Origin of the sequence: Megasphaera vaginalis (ex Srinivasan et al. 2021) (genome assembly GCF_000478965.1) — a bacterium.
Lineage (GTDB): Bacteria > Bacillota > Negativicutes > Veillonellales > Megasphaeraceae > Megasphaera > Megasphaera vaginalis.
In genome coordinates, this window is record NZ_AWXA01000051.1 from 64,243 (window position 1) to 78,454 (window position 14,212).

The 14,212-nt window shown below is 51.1% G+C and carries 14 protein-coding genes; 3 read left to right on the forward strand and 11 right to left on the reverse strand.

Annotated features, from left to right (window positions below):
• Positions 1 to 93 precede the first annotated feature (93 nt).
• The gene (locus tag HMPREF1250_RS08945; protein ID WP_023054380.1) at positions 94 to 1,734 is read right to left on the reverse strand and encodes a nucleoside kinase; all 1,641 of its coding nucleotides are present in this window, start codon (positions 1,732 to 1,734) and stop codon (positions 94 to 96) included.
• A 146-nt stretch (positions 1,735 to 1,880) separates the two neighbouring features.
• On the opposite strand from HMPREF1250_RS08945, the gene HMPREF1250_RS08950 reads away from it, so the two are divergent.
• A complete protein-coding gene (locus HMPREF1250_RS08950; RefSeq protein ID WP_023054316.1) occupies positions 1,881 to 2,930 on the forward strand; it encodes a hypothetical protein in 1,050 nt (349 codons plus the stop codon).
• A gap of 28 nt (positions 2,931 to 2,958) precedes the next feature.
• Positions 2,959 to 3,522 (forward strand): TMEM165/GDT1 family protein, encoded by a 564-nt coding sequence (locus HMPREF1250_RS08955; protein ID WP_023054323.1) that lies wholly within the window; start codon positions 2,959 to 2,961, stop codon positions 3,520 to 3,522.
• A gap of 192 nt (positions 3,523 to 3,714) precedes the next feature.
• On the opposite strand, the gene HMPREF1250_RS08960 is transcribed toward HMPREF1250_RS08955, so the two are convergent.
• The 8 genes from HMPREF1250_RS08960 to HMPREF1250_RS08995 form a co-directional block, all read right to left on the reverse strand.
• On the reverse strand, positions 3,715 to 4,134 hold the full coding sequence (locus HMPREF1250_RS08960; RefSeq protein WP_023054364.1) for a SoxR reducing system RseC family protein: 420 nt from the start codon (positions 4,132 to 4,134) through the stop codon (positions 3,715 to 3,717).
• A gap of 105 nt (positions 4,135 to 4,239) precedes the next feature.
• Positions 4,240 to 4,698 carry a SoxR reducing system RseC family protein gene (locus HMPREF1250_RS08965; RefSeq protein WP_023054290.1) on the reverse strand — a complete coding sequence of 153 codons (459 nt, stop codon included), beginning with the start codon at positions 4,696 to 4,698 and terminating at the stop codon, positions 4,240 to 4,242.
• A gap of 132 nt (positions 4,699 to 4,830) precedes the next feature.
• Positions 4,831 to 6,915, reverse strand: a complete 2,085-nt coding sequence (locus tag HMPREF1250_RS08970) for a heavy metal translocating P-type ATPase (RefSeq protein ID WP_023054292.1) — start codon at positions 6,913 to 6,915, stop codon at positions 4,831 to 4,833.
• A 4-nt stretch (positions 6,916 to 6,919) separates the two neighbouring features.
• Complete coding sequence (locus tag HMPREF1250_RS08975) at positions 6,920 to 7,534, reverse strand: HMA2 domain-containing protein (protein ID WP_023054328.1); 615 nt, start codon at positions 7,532 to 7,534, stop codon at positions 6,920 to 6,922.
• 2 nt (positions 7,535 to 7,536) lie between these two features.
• Positions 7,537 to 7,818: an HMA2 domain-containing protein gene (locus HMPREF1250_RS08980; RefSeq protein ID WP_023054307.1), complete on the reverse strand. Its 282-nt coding sequence runs from the start codon at positions 7,816 to 7,818 to the stop codon at positions 7,537 to 7,539.
• A gap of 83 nt (positions 7,819 to 7,901) precedes the next feature.
• Positions 7,902 to 8,117 carry a hypothetical protein gene (locus HMPREF1250_RS08985; protein WP_036243144.1) on the reverse strand — a complete coding sequence of 72 codons (216 nt, stop codon included), beginning with the start codon at positions 8,115 to 8,117 and terminating at the stop codon, positions 7,902 to 7,904.
• Positions 8,118 to 8,322: 205 nt separating this feature from the next.
• On the reverse strand, positions 8,323 to 9,192 hold the full coding sequence (gene galU / locus HMPREF1250_RS08990; protein ID WP_023054333.1) for a UTP--glucose-1-phosphate uridylyltransferase GalU: 870 nt from the start codon (positions 9,190 to 9,192) through the stop codon (positions 8,323 to 8,325).
• Between the two features lie 25 nt (positions 9,193 to 9,217).
• Complete coding sequence (locus HMPREF1250_RS08995; RefSeq protein WP_023054363.1) at positions 9,218 to 10,954, reverse strand: LPO_1073/Vpar_1526 family protein; 1,737 nt, start codon at positions 10,952 to 10,954, stop codon at positions 9,218 to 9,220.
• A gap of 265 nt (positions 10,955 to 11,219) precedes the next feature.
• Here HMPREF1250_RS08995 and HMPREF1250_RS09000 point away from each other — a divergent pair, with 265 nt between their 5' ends.
• Entirely contained in the window at positions 11,220 to 11,882 is a 663-nt protein-coding gene (locus tag HMPREF1250_RS09000) for an HAD family hydrolase (protein WP_023054336.1), read from the forward strand.
• A gap of 42 nt (positions 11,883 to 11,924) precedes the next feature.
• On the opposite strand, the gene HMPREF1250_RS09005 is transcribed toward HMPREF1250_RS09000, so the two are convergent.
• On the reverse strand, positions 11,925 to 13,097 hold the full coding sequence (locus HMPREF1250_RS09005) for an S-layer homology domain-containing protein (protein WP_023054293.1): 1,173 nt from the start codon (positions 13,095 to 13,097) through the stop codon (positions 11,925 to 11,927).
• A 14-nt stretch (positions 13,098 to 13,111) separates the two neighbouring features.
• A complete protein-coding gene (locus HMPREF1250_RS09010) occupies positions 13,112 to 14,143 on the reverse strand; it encodes an S-layer homology domain-containing protein (RefSeq protein WP_036243146.1) in 1,032 nt (343 codons plus the stop codon).
• Positions 14,144 to 14,212 lie beyond the last annotated feature (69 nt).

Here is a 14,212-nt window from a genome sequence, read left to right on the forward strand (position 1 = left end):
CATGGCTGAAGCTGAAATGCAAACCACGAGACACTGCTGACACACAACTAGCCGGCAGCGATCCGATTCGCCGCCAAAACATCTGTTTGCCCGTTATCTGCCGATAAACTCACGAAGCCATGAATTTTCCGGCACCAAAGCGGCATCAAGAGGACGGAAAGGCCGGAGGAACTTCAGCAGCCGCTGCGCTTCGGCATAATGTTCGCTGTCCTGACCGATCATCTGCAACAGAGGCTCCGCATAGGTCTTGAGAACGGATATTTCATACGGTAGCGCCGTATTGAAGATCGAATCGGCATCTTCCTGATAAGGGTAAATATTCGCTTCTTCACCGCGACGCACATCGCTCCAAATTTCCATTGTCGCCTGCGGACCGCGATTGCGAAATTGATGATCCCGTACGATACGGCGCAAAATGCGCGTATCGGAAGTTGAGATGCGGTTGTGGTCATTAATCCGTATCTGCGTCAGCACGCCGAGAGAAATTTTCACCTTCTCGTAACGCGGCAGCATGTATGTCAGCGAATCATTTAAAGCGTGCAAGCCTTCGACGACAATAGGCTGATCCGGTTCCAAACAGGTTTCCTCGTCATCAAAGAAGCGCTGTCCCGTGACGAAATCAAACCGCGCCAGACGAACGGGCCGGCCTTGCTGCAAGTCATCAATCTGCTTATTGAAAAGCGGTATGTTAATAGCCCGCAACGATTCAAAGTCATATGACCCGTCCGGATTTTTCGGCGTATCTTCCCGATTGTAAAAGTAATCGTCTAACGAAACGGATACCGGCCGCAAACCGACAACGCGAAGCTGCGTTACCAGCCGTTTACAGAACGTCGTCTTCCCTGCCGAAGAGGGGCCGGCGATAAGGACGACTTTGATCTTCGGACGCTGTTCAACGATATAATCGGCAAGATGGCCTAATTTTTTTTCCTGCAGTGCTTCCGCCATATCGACGATAGCCTTGATCGTGCCGTCTTCAATGTATCGGTTCAAGTCGGATACGTATTCGCAACGCACAATACGTCCCCACTCTTCCGCCTCCAAAAACAGACGCGCCATTTTAGGAATCTCCTTATACGGCGGCAGCGTATCGGGATCGCCGACGTGGGGATACTCGAGAATAACGCCCGGCGCATAGGAACGCAAATTGAAACATGTCACATATCCCATGCTCGGCAACAGCGGCCCCATGAAATAGTCAAAAGCCTGCCCGCATTGATAGGCCATGACATAATCCATCTCCACATGTTCCAAAAGCTCCGCTTCCCGTTTCATCTGTCGGTTCAGACACATGGTTCTTGCCGTTTCGGCGCTGACGACAACTTGTGTAATCGGTTCATCTTGCGCCGTGATTTCGCGCATCCGCGTCTTGATGGCATCGACATCTGCCGCCGTCACGGTATGTCCGATCTGCAATTCACAGTACAGTGCCTTCCGCAGGGCGTGCTTGACACAGACAATGCCGCGGGGATACAGATCGGAAACGGCGCGGGAAAGAAGAAATATCACGGTTCGCGCAATACACTGGTTGCCCTCAAGGGAGGCCATGGAAAACCATTCGACAGTACCGCTCTCCCTGACCGGGGTCTGCAGTCCGACAAAGTCATTGTTATATAAAGCCGCCGCCGTCCTCCACCGTTGCGGCTTACAACAGAGGCGTTCGATTTCCGCCAAAGTCATTCCCGCTTCAACTTGATATTCCTTTTGATTGCCCTTATCGTATAAAGTTACCATATCATGAATCCTTCCTGAACACAAGACATACTTAATAGGTAGTATTCGATATTCTGTCAGCCATTTCCTTTTTATTGCTCCAGTTTATTAAAATATGGTATAATTTGCCGTGTCTTTAGTTTTCTTTTATAAATCGAGGTACGCCTATGGCAAAACCGAAAAATCGCTTCTGGGATATAAAGCTGCTTGCCGCCTTATGTCTGTTCTTCCTTTGCTGCGCCGGCCTCTTTCTGTCTTACGACCGTTTGTACAGGGATACGCCTGATTACGCGGCAAGCCGGCTGGTCGCGGCAATACGGGAAAACGATCCGGACCGGGCGGCAGCGTATATGAACGGCGAGTCGCTGACGGCACAGTTTTTTGATGCCTTGACAAGCGAATACCAGGGCACGGCGGAACCGTCGGCTGCGGCCCGGCTGATCTGGCTGCCGCTGCGCACCGATTTCATTGCCACAGGCCGACAATGGATAAAGAATGAAACGGCGGGCCGAACAGACGACCAAAACGCCCTCGCCGTTTCACAAAAAATGGCCGGACAGATGCGGGAGCTGAACTTGCCCGTGCCGCTGACAAACTGGCACTGTACGGCTATGTCCTTCAGCCGCCCGTTAACGGAAACAACGGCGGAAATAACCTTTACGCTGCATAATGATGCCCTTGATCAGGACATTCTCTGCCCGACGATTTGGAAACGGAACGATCTCCATCGCTGGCAACTGCAGGAATTTTCGGACGCCCCGCTCCTTGTCCGCGATCTTCGCCGGGCCTACCGAACGGCGCTGGCGACATATAACGAAGACCAGCAGCGGCAAATCGATAAATTAGCCGGAGCAGAGGTCACGGCAGCCGCCTTGATCCGACAAGACGACAAAAACGCACCGACTTTCCTGCGCATTCAGTATGTGGCCCATTTTCCGTCAGGAACGGCTGCCCTCAGCAATGTTCGTGCCGTTTATACGCTGCGGCGCAGCAACGATGACACCATTCTTTACCGTACGGAAATGCATCTGTCCGCCGCTGATCCGGAACAGCCTCATACAAGCCAATTTTTGTTATCCCCCCTTGCGACGGCGCAGTTTTATCCCCTCGGACAAATGGTCATAAGCGATACGACAAGCACCATATCGGTCATCTCCGTCCGTTTGAAAGACGGTACGGTTCTGGCGAAAGAAACGTGCTTGCCAGTTGAATTATAATTCTCATGATGTCAGGAGCTTCCATCTTATGACTGCTTTCATAACTGCTTTACTCATGGTTGTCCTCGCCGAATTGGGCGATAAAACACAACTTTTAGCCATGGCTTTCGCAACACGATTCAATTGGAAAACCGTAATGGCCGCTATTACCGTCGCGACGATCGTCAACCATCTCTTTGCCATCCTCATAGGTGTCTACCTGAACAGCCTCATCCACATGGAGACGATAAAAATCATCGCTTCTCTGGCCTTTATCTTTTTCGGTTTGTGGACGATCCGCGGCGACACGCTCGACGGAGAAGATACGAAAGACCGGTTCAATCCTTTCTGGACCGTCGCCATTGCTTTTTTCGCCGCAGAAATGGGCGACAAAACGCAACTGGCAACGATCACCATCGCCGCACAATTCGGTCAGCTCGTACCGATTCTCTGCGGTACGACGTTGGGTATGGTCATTGCCGACGGTTTCGGCATTATTGCCGGCATCGTCCTTAACAAACATCTCCCGGCCAAGCAAATTCGCTACGTTGCCGCCGCCATTTTCATCCTGTGCGGCGTTGCCGGACTCACAGTGTCGTTCGGACTGGTTTGAAACAAAAGGCTGTCTGCCGTCGTGCAGACAGCCTTTTTTACGCCTTTGCGTTTCATCTCGCCCTTACCGAGTACGCATCAATTCGTGCGTTCACGCAAAAAGCGCCTCCTCTGTGCTGAACAACCCCGTCGTTCAGTGCAAAAGAAGCGCGCTTATCTCTCTGTTATCAATTCTTCCTGCAAATCGTCAGCCTTAATGACCGTGTATCTGGATGACCTTCGGTTTGACTTTATCATCGTTCGACAGGGACCGGTCAAACAACTTCACCCCGATCAATCCGACACAGAAACCGGCGATACCGCCGACGATCTCGGCCTGCACCGTATCAACGCTGCCGTTTTGCCCGGCCAAATACCCGAGAAACGCGCCGATCACCGCAACCAGAAGCGGCATGATGAAACAGACAAAGGCACCGACAACAATATTCGTTTCCCGCAATTCAAAAGATACATGCTGCCCCACTTTAGCGCCGACGGGATTCAACGCTTTGACAACAATATCATTGGCGCCGTCGCAAGCGCCGCAAGCGATGCAGTCGGAATGGCGGCCTACTTTTATTTCTGCCAACCCATTATCAAGAAGAGAAATAATCGTTCCTTCTTCTACTTTCATAATAATCTTCTCCCTTCGTCAAAGAAGCACCTCTCCGAGGGCTGCTTTGCATTATAGCATACCTCACCATTACCTTCAACGGAAGCGCCGGCGACTGCAGTGATTTTACAATTCCGGCCGTTGCGGCTCCGGCGACTCGTATCCTTCCGGTAGGATCTCTACGATTCTAGCTTTATATTCATCCTTCCCGGACAGGGAACGTTCGAAGAGCTTGATACCAAAAACACCGGCAACCAACCCGATCAGAGCGCCGACTGCAGCACCCCGGCTCACCCCGAGAGCCAACATGTCTCCGACGGCCAGATCACCGAAAAAAGCGCCGGCCGCCGCCAGCAACAGCGGCATGATAAAGCAAATAAATGAGCTCATAACAATATTGCGATCGTCAACAAGAAAGCGAACATGCTGACCGGCGGCGGCACCGATCGGGTTCAACGCTTTAATCGTGATTTCCGGCGCGAACTGAGTCCCTTCATAAAAGGAGTACTCCGTATGCTGTCCGACTTTCACTTCGGCCAGGCCGCCGTTCAAGACGGATACGATGGTTCCTTTTTCAATTTTCATACTATCGATCCCCCTTCACAGAAAAAAACTTTTTTTCATTTATAGTATAGCACAAGGTCTCTGCTAAATCAATACCTATGAAGTATACTTTATGATAAAAAGAAGGGGAGAGCCTACACGCTCTCCCTTATCTTAACGGTTCCGGCGACGGGAATAGTTCAAGATCCGCACGCTGTTGAGAACGACAGCCAAGGTTGCCGTATTATGAATGACGGCCGCCCAAAGAGGGCTTATCTTTCCCAGTGCGCCCAGCATCATCGCTGCCGAGTTTACGGCAATAGTCGCCGTAAAGTTTTGATTAATGATCTGCATCGTCCTTCTGCCAATGCGCAACGCTTCATACAATTTTCCGGGGTCTTCCGAACGGATGGTAATAGCCGACGATTCAGCAGCGATGTCCGTCTTGCTGCCGCCGAGGCTGACGCCGATATCGGCAAAGGCCAGCGCCGGTGCATCGTTGATCCCGTCACCGACCATCATTACATTGCCTCTCTTCTGCAGCTTCATGACATAATCAGCCTTATCTTCCGGCAATATTTCGGCATGATAGGAATCAATATCCATTTGCAGCGCTACTTCTGCCGCAGCTTCTTTAGAATCACCGGTTAACATGATAATTTCATCAACACCGAGACGACGCATTTGATTAAGCGTTTTCTTCATGGCCGGCCGTATCGGATCCTGAATGATCATGCTGCCGATATAGCTGCCGTTACTGGCTACGTAAAGACGATTTTTACCCCAATTCTTATGACGGATCTCCGGCAGACCGCTTACGCGTTCTTCTTCCATAAAGCGACGGCTGCCGACAAGCACCGTGCCGCCCGAAAAATCGGCAACGTCGGCAATAACGGCGCGCATGCCCCGGGCAACGACGGTTTCCGTCGCCACGTGAGGCGGCACGTCCCATTGGCGCTCTTTTACGTACCGTTGAATTGCTACTGCCAAAGGATGGACCGAATGCAGCTCCGCCGATGCCGCAAGGCGAATCAGCTCTTCTTCCGCAACACCTTCAGCCAAATTAATATGCGCGATCTGCGGAACGCCTACGGTAATCGTCCCGGTCTTATCCAGGACAACGGTATCAATATCAGCCAGGTTTTCAATGTAGTTGCCGCCTTTGATCAAGATCCCCTGCCGCGCAGCGACGCCGATGGCGGCGGAAATCGCCGTCGCCGTCGACAATTTCAGACCGCAGGAAAAGTCGATGAACAGAAGATTGAGAACGCGTTGCCAATCTCTTGTAGCGCCATATACGATAGCGGCGCCGATAAAAGATACCGGAACAAGCATGTTCGCCATCCGATCCGCAAAATTCTGTACGGGAGCGCGCCGTGTCTGCGCCTCTTCAACTAAATGAACAACTTGCGCTAAAGACGTATCCTTACCGACTTTCTCTACGTGAACGACCAAGTCACCGGCTTCAATAACGCTGCCGGCGTAGACAAAAGATCCCCTTTGTTTGATCGCCGGATTGGACTCGCCTGTAATGGAAGCCTGATTCACGGCGGCGTCGCCACTGATAACGCGTCCGTCAACACAAATTTTTTCACCTAAATGAACGGCAATACGGTCGCCTGCCTGCAACGATTCCACCGGCACCTGCCGTTCCCGACCGTCTTCGATCAGCCACACTTCGCGCTGATCCAAATGCAGCAGTCCCGAGATTTGTTTCCGCGCCCGTTCGGCGGCATACTCTGTCAGCATTTCCGCACCGTTTGATAGCGCCAGCAGCGTCAGACTAGACTCCGGTCTTCCGGCCAATACAGATGCGGCAACGGCCGTCGCCGTCAACGTATCGGCATTGGCTCTGCCTTCCTGCCAAAGACCGGCAACTCCGTTCTTAATATAGCGGCGAGCAATCAACAGCGTAAATAAACGCCGCAAAAGCAACAGTTTGTCATACGAGGCAGGATCAAGCTTGTGAAGCATATTCATGATCACAAAACCGCCGACGGAAAGGATCGCCTCACGCCGGTAAGCAGCCGCATCCGGCTCCTGCTTCCCGACCGGTTTCGTTCCGAAAGATTTTTCGAATTGGCGAATAACCCCACTGACAGCCTGCAATCGGAGACCACTCCGGTAATAGATTCCGACTCCCTTATCCGTTACCGAAACGGCGGCAACGGCCTGCACACGCCGCAGCTGCGCCGCCAAAACAGGGCGAAGGCGAAGCGGTATTTCACGTTTCAGCGGCTGATGGCACAATCGATACATTCGTTCACCACCTCCGCAACAGGGACATGGCCCACCAAATCATCTGCGGACCGGAAGGCATCTGTCTTTCAAAAATCATCTTACGCAGCCCCCTGAGCAAAAAAAACAGCGACAGAAGAGAGCTCAGGTCAAAAGCGCGATCCGTGCGGCGAACGATGGAACGGCTGACGGAAGATGCCATCTGATGAGCCGTGTCCGCATACAAGGATCCTTGCACGATGCTTTCATTTTCCGGAACATTTCCAATCAATCCGTTTTTCGTGGCGGCAAAGATTTTTTCCGCCAATACCCGTTCAATGCGATCCAATACGGCTTCGTTGCCGGCATGTAAAAGAATGCTGCCCGTACGGGCCGAAGCTTCAACCTTTTGCACCCCCGAAAGACGCTGTAAATACGCCTCCAGCAAATTCTTCAAGGCCTCGTTCCCGACCAAGGCCGCCGCCCGATAACGGCGACGTCCCGAAAGGGCGCTTTCACAAAAAAAGCGGGGCAATGGTATCGGGTATTTCTCCGGTACCAGGCAGCCTTTACGCTCAGTCCCCCGTGTCTTGCCTCGAAAACACGAATGAAACGCTTTCCCTAATGAGACGCCAAGCATAAATCCGGAAGTGTAAGACATAATTACCGACTCCTTTCCACGCGGTTTTTAAAATAATTTTCCATATACACGAGGTCGGCATTTTTCCGCAGAACGGCAGGATTATAGCTGATCAGAACGGAACCTGTCGCCTTATTTACTTCGACAAGATCAATCTCCTTATACGACGCTATGCGCGTATATACAGCCTTGCATAAAATTGAATTGCCAATCAGAAACCGACTGTGCAGTCGAATACGCCCCGGAAGATAAGAAGAAACGATAAGAGATCGCAGAAAAAACTGCCATTGAAAAACGGAAAACATAAATGCACATCCCCTCTTTTCCTCAACACGTATTTCCAAAAAAAGACTACCCCGAACGAGGCAGTCTTTCTTCCGATGTGATCTTATGCCTGAGCTGCTTCTTGGGCAGCGATCAGATCTTCCAATTCCTCTTTCTGACGTTGCAACTCAGCCAGCGGAATCGTTGCGGCAACGTTGCCGGCAGCCGGCTGCTGCAATGCCAACAACTGCTGTTCTCTTTCGGTGATCAATTTATACCCGAAAGCACCTGCCACAATCCCGACACCTAATCCGATCCAAAAATCACTGTTCTGAAACATTCTGGCCACCTCTTTTTTGAAAATAATTTTCATATCTTATAGTGAAAATTATAACTATTTTCATTTTATTTGTCAACTCCTCTTGCATATAAAAAAAGGCATAGACAACCTTTTTTTGTCTATGCCTTCCTTATATTAAGTTTTTACCATTACACGGACAGATAAACAGCGCTTCCGCACGTTATCTATCAAGTTATTACTATGTTCATTTAATAACAGTTCTTAAATACGCGCGAAAACGCTCTCCTAAATCCGGCCTGCGCAGAGCATACTCGACAGTTGCTTTTAAAAAGCCCAACTTGTCTCCGACATCATAGCGCTCTCCTTCAAAGCAATACGCATAAACCGCCTCACGGGCAGCCATGATCTGCAGCGCATCAGTAAGCTGCACTTCACCGCCCTTGCCGGGCCCGATACACCGCAGCGTTTCAAAAACATCAGGCGTGATGATGTATCTTCCCAAAACGGCCATGCGGCTGGGCGCTTCTTCTACGGCCGGTTTTTCCACCATATTCGTCACTTTTGTGACGGCCGGATTCCCGGTCGGTACCCCTTCAACAATGCCATAGGAAGACACTTTTTCAAGCGGCACTTCCTGACAGCCTAAAATCGTGGCGTCCAACTCATTATACAGATCAAGCATTTGCCCCAAAGCCGGATTCGTTTCGTTATAAACGATGTCATCGCCGAGAAGAACAGCAAAGGGTTCATCGTCGATAAAAGATCGCGCGCAAAGGATTGCGTCGCCAAGGCCGCGCATATGTTTTTGCCGAACATAATGGATATTGATCTCCGAAATATTGCGGATAAGTCTCAGCAGATCCCTTTTGCCCTTTTCCTCCAAATGCATCTCCAACGCCGGATTGGTGTCGAAATGATCCTCAATCGCCCGCTTCGCGTGACCGCTGATGATCAAAATTTCTTCAATGCCGCTTTGCAGCGCTTCTTCTACAATGTATTGAATCGTCGGTTTATCGACAATCGGAAGCATTTCCTTAGGCGTCGCTTTCGTAGCCGGTAAAAATCGGGTCCCGAAACCGGCCGCGGGAATAACGGCTTTGCGTATTTTCTTCATTAGTCTTGGCTCCTCCTTGTTCCGCTTACTCGAACCATCGCGACAAATCGAACTCTTCACCGACGACCTGTTTTACATAGCCTTGCGCCAAATAAAGTCCCAAGAGTGACAACGTCGAAACACGCAGCATTGTGCTGTCCCAAATGTCGCTGAGATCTGCCAGTACGGGAGAAATATCTTCCATAATATCCAGCGCTTCTTCGCCGCGGAAGGACGCCGGCCGTTTATGAGCCAAGCGGAGCAAACGTTCCTGAACCGACCGATCCGTAATACCGGTAAGCCGGAAGAATCGTGCCGACATCACATCGTCGACCAGTGCCAACTTGATCAGCGGCGAATTAAAGGACTGGACGACAAACTCTTTCGGAATTTGTTTACCGTGCAACGCTTTCCGCAGTTCTTCTTCCGTAAAACCGTGATAGCGAAAAAGCAACGGGTAGGAATCGGCTAAAATTTCAGCAAAATGCGTTTCTTTTTCTTCCACTGCCGTACAATTCAGGTAATCAAGCTGTTGAAAATAAGGTCGTTCCGTCGGGAACCGATTGATAACAGGCATGACATATTTGTCTATATATTGAACGAACGTTTCTTTATCGACATTATGAGAATTGCGGGAGTACAGGAAAAGCAACAGCATCGACAAAATCTGATAATGGCTCCGCGACAGATACGGCATAACTTTCAACGCATCCATCGCTACCAGGTGCCGCGTTTCCGTCTGCGGCCGACAAACGATATCATAAAATGCGCGCAGCAGGACCGGCGCTACATAATCTTCCGGGTGAGCGGCGTAAGCTTTTTGAATGTTGCGCAGCGCCTCTTGGGCGTCAAAAGAACGCATCGCCTCGGTACGATCCGTCTCCGACCGGCAACCGATCCGTTCAAATGCGGCTGCAGTAATATACTGCACCTGTTTCGTCAGATCTTCGGTAACAAACCCGTATTGATTTAAAAAAGTCTTGACGCAAAGCGCAATGACCGGTGAATCCCGGAGCGGCTCTTTTCTCCACGCCGCCTTGTCGCTGTCGTCACTGCTGTGCGCGGCAACTCGCTGTATGACTGCCGCGTCTGCCGCTATACGCCGTTCCGTTCCGGCCGCATCGACATGAACGGGTTTCATGCTCCGCGTCTTGTCCAAGTCACGCTTTTTAGCGCCGGAATCCGTAATGTGCACGGCCGACAACGGTTCCATCGGTTGGGTGAACGGAAGTTTTTCCGCCTCTTTTTCAGCCAAATCGGCAGCAACGACAGAGGCCATGCCTGCCAATTCGTCAGACTCGCCATGACTCCGTTTTTCTCTGCGGAGCTCACCGAGTTCCGCCTTCTGAATTGCCGCTTCTTCTTTATCTTTCTTCTCCATTGCCGCCAAAATCTCCGACCGCGACAAGATCTTCGTCGCATCCGCTTCGGTTCCGGCAGGGTGCGACGCAGCCGGTACTTCCTGATAGACGATCTTACCGCCTTTTCGTACGGCTTCGCCTTTCGTCGTAACGAAAGCCGTTTCCTTCGGATCTTCCTGCCGTTCCCTGCGGTTGTCTCTGGTGAGTTTCGTTACCGGAGCCGTATTTCCTCTGTCCAATTCCCGCACGGAAAGGGATCGTTTCTGCTCAAGTTCACGCTGCTCCGCAAAAGACTGATTATTTTTCTTTTGCCGTCCGCCCTTCTTATCACCGCTCTTACCGCCTGCATAAAGAATATAACATACGATAAAAAAGATAACGACTATGCCCGCCAAAATAGCATAGGGTAAAAATTTTGCCATCAAACCCACTCCTTCATCGCTTCCTTCACGTTTACGTTTTATTGTATCATACTAACCATCTATTGTGTATCTTTATTCGTTTATATTTACGCATTCTTTTAATAAGGCGTCCGCCGGTACCGGCATGAAGCAAAAAGCATCGGTTTACACGGCTGTTCCGAATTTCGCCATGTAAGTAACCGGATCGAACGACGGCATATATCGTCACCGCATTTTCGACAAAACAGAAAAACCTGTTTATAATGGGAAACGAGGAGGCTATATCATGAATAAATTACGTTACAAAGCGGCAATTTTCGATATGGACGGTACCGTATTGGACACATTGGATGAATTGACGATCAGTTTAAATCATATTTTTGCTGTCCGCGGCAGAATGGCCGTATCGAAAGAGGACGTACGCCAATGCCTCGGCTACGGCTACGCAGGCTTAATTGAGCGCACGGCCTCCGATACCGGCGCCGCTGAAAAAGAAGCCTTAATTCACGCTTTCAAGGAATATTACACCAGCCACTGTCAGGGCCACACCTATCCGTACGCGGGCATCGCGGAAATGCTGGAGCAACTGAAAGCCGCCGGTTCTCTGAACGCCATCGTTTCCAACAAGGGACAACGTGCCGTAACGGCATTGCACGAAGAGTTCTTCAGCAACACCGTCGCCTTTGCCCTCGGTGAAACGCCGAATCTGGCCAAAAAACCGGCGCCGGATATGATCCGGGAAGCCCTGCGCCGCCTTGACTGCCGTCCCGATGAAGCCGTCTATATCGGCGACTCGGAGGTGGATAAACTAACGGCGGACAATGCCGGCCTGCCTGTCGTTCTCGTTACTTGGGGATTCCGGGACAGATCCTTCCTGCAACGGCTGCGGCCTGCGGCACTCGCCGACGCGCCCGATGAACTTCTCACCTATTTATTGCCGCCTTCGTAAGACGGCCGAAAAAAATCCCTCAGGTTAACCTGAGGGATTTCCTTATTCAATCAGCTTCTTTTCATAGATATAAATAGCCTTGGATGCGGCTCGATCCAAAAGCGGCGAATATAGGGGAACGTCATCTTTTCTGCCTGCCGTCTCTACGGCGGAAACAGCGTTGATATTCCCTTTCTGCAGTAACGGCTGTGCAGCAACTTGCCGGTGAAGCGACGTCGGATGCCGCAGATCTTCGACGCGAACCGCAGTCGTACCGATCTCTTTCTGCAGCGCCTCTACAAAAGACTGTTCCATCGGCTGCCGCGTCATCACGACGATCTGCTCGGCCCGATAATCCGGCATAACGCCGACATAATCCCCTGCGGCGATTTGACTGGCGGCCAGCTTTTCGGCGCGCGTCATGAGTTGAAGGTAATCATCGTGCGAAAGAGTGGCGCTGCGAACGACGGTTGCGCCGGGATGAGATACGGCGGCCTGCAGATACGCTTTAACATAACGCCCCTGCTGCTTCCCTGCAAGCCCCAAAACCAAGGTGTCATCATCCCAATACAACGTACCGTATCGATAATAGTTCGGCAACGAACCGTATACGGCGCAAATAGCCTGAATGGCTTCTTTTTCCGTTTGCACATGCGAAATGTACGTGCCGTCGTTTTTCAGCAGACGGAAAAAAATTTCGGCGCCTTCACCGCGCGTCACCGTCTTGTTCGGATTAAAAAAGCCGTCTGCCGGGACCATGATGCCCTTGTTGTGCAAAAGTTGCACGGCAGGCAAAAAGGAAGGTCCGATTTCCTTTTCATCAGCATAAGGGGGCGCCTGTCCATCCGCCTCCGCCAATCGCTCATAGGCAAGATATCGGGCAAGGATGCCTGCCAATTCTTCGCGCGTAACGGATTCATCAGGACGAAAACCGTTCCCGCCATCCTGCATAATACCTGCCTGCGCGACTTGTGCCATCGCCTGCTCGCCACTCCCCCCTTCCGTTACGGGCAAGTTGGCGACCTGACATAGCAACTGCGCCAAATCGCCGCGTGTCAGCGGCTCTTCCGGATGAAATAACGTCCCTTGAACAAAGGGCAGATACTGGCCGTCATACAAATACGCCACAGCCGTTCGCAGCGCCGGTGCCGACAGATCCGTATACGGCACCTGTGCAGCCGCTGAAAAGGCGGACAAAAAAGCAGTAAAAATCCCTGCGAGGATCTTAACGTTCATACATGGCCGCTCCTTTACTGAATGATAATGCGCAAGGCATTGCCGAGAGCCTCATTTAAGTGCTGCTGCGTTTCCGGCGAAACGGAATGAACGGTCAGGACCACCTTTTCATTGAGATAATCGACATCGGTCTTTACAAAGCCGTCAGCCCCTTCACTCTGCTTGTACACTTTTTCGGCTTCTGCCGTCAGATTTTTATACTCCGTATAGCTGTACGTTGACTGCCGTACATACACCGTATCAACCGGCAAAGCCGTATCGGTCCGGATGATTTCCGCCAATTTATCTCTGTCTGCCTTCGTTTTGGCTCCTAGATACAACTTATTGCCCTGCCAGTACATGATGCCGTCTTGGGAAAACCGCTTGACAGATCCGTACGCCTTCGTTACATCGGCAAACACCAACGTTTCCACAGCACGCTGATCGGTGACGGTCTGCTGGCCGCCCGTCAGGATACGATAGAGCACATTGACAGCTTCGCCGCGCGTAACATACGCCTTCGGCTGAAACAGATTGTCGGTGCCTTTCATGTATCCTGCAGCCGCCAAGGTATCCACCGCTTTTTTGGCCCAAGAGGAAATCTGCGCTTCGTCTTTATAGGGAACGGCCGATTCCTGGGCGCCCAATCCTTTATAGTTCATGTAGTTATAGGCCAAAACGGCAAATTCTTCACGCGTAATCTTCTGTTCAGGCCGGAACGTGTTGTCGCTGTAACCGCGCATAATCTGTTTGTCGACCATAGCGTTGACGGCATGTTCCGACCAACGTCCCCGCACATCGGTGAATAAATGCTGACCGGCAGCCTGGGAATCGCCGATAACATTATTTAAGATAGCCGCGACGCCTTCGCGAGTCACTTCGTCATTCGGCCGAAATTCGCCGTTAAAACCGCTGACATAGTGCTTATCATAAAAATATTGAATCGCCGTTTTGCCCCAATAGTTATCGATATCCTTTAACGCCGGCGCCGTATTGACGGCAAAGGCGGTCGATCCCAAAACGGCGGCCATAAGCGCCGTCGCAACTGCTGTCGTATATTTTTTCATCTTTATCGCTCCTATCCGAAAAACAAACTGCTGCACAGTAATTTCTTGATTCATTGTATCACAGGCCAT

Coding starts and splice junctions, on each gene's coding strand:
- HMPREF1250_RS08945 (WP_023054380.1), bottom strand. CDS start 1,734: ATGGTAACTTTATACGATAAGGGCAATCAAAAGGAATATCAAGTTGAA.
- HMPREF1250_RS08950 (WP_023054316.1), top strand. CDS start 1,881: ATGGCAAAACCGAAAAATCGCTTCTGGGATATAAAGCTGCTTGCCGCC.
- HMPREF1250_RS08955 (WP_023054323.1), top strand. CDS start 2,959: ATGACTGCTTTCATAACTGCTTTACTCATGGTTGTCCTCGCCGAATTG.
- HMPREF1250_RS08960 (WP_023054364.1), bottom strand. CDS start 4,134: ATGAAAGTAGAAGAAGGAACGATTATTTCTCTTCTTGATAATGGGTTG.
- HMPREF1250_RS08965 (WP_023054290.1), bottom strand. CDS start 4,698: ATGAAAATTGAAAAAGGAACCATCGTATCCGTCTTGAACGGCGGCCTG.
- HMPREF1250_RS08970 (WP_023054292.1), bottom strand. CDS start 6,915: ATGTATCGATTGTGCCATCAGCCGCTGAAACGTGAAATACCGCTTCGC.
- HMPREF1250_RS08975 (WP_023054328.1), bottom strand. CDS start 7,534: ATGTCTTACACTTCCGGATTTATGCTTGGCGTCTCATTAGGGAAAGCG.
- HMPREF1250_RS08980 (WP_023054307.1), bottom strand. CDS start 7,818: ATGTTTTCCGTTTTTCAATGGCAGTTTTTTCTGCGATCTCTTATCGTT.
- HMPREF1250_RS08985 (WP_036243144.1), bottom strand. CDS start 8,117: ATGTTTCAGAACAGTGATTTTTGGATCGGATTAGGTGTCGGGATTGTG.
- galU (WP_023054333.1), bottom strand. CDS start 9,192: ATGAAGAAAATACGCAAAGCCGTTATTCCCGCGGCCGGTTTCGGGACC.
- HMPREF1250_RS08995 (WP_023054363.1), bottom strand. CDS start 10,954: ATGGCAAAATTTTTACCCTATGCTATTTTGGCGGGCATAGTCGTTATC.
- HMPREF1250_RS09000 (WP_023054336.1), top strand. CDS start 11,220: ATGAATAAATTACGTTACAAAGCGGCAATTTTCGATATGGACGGTACC.
- HMPREF1250_RS09005 (WP_023054293.1), bottom strand. CDS start 13,097: ATGAACGTTAAGATCCTCGCAGGGATTTTTACTGCTTTTTTGTCCGCC.
- HMPREF1250_RS09010 (WP_036243146.1), bottom strand. CDS start 14,143: ATGAAAAAATATACGACAGCAGTTGCGACGGCGCTTATGGCCGCCGTT.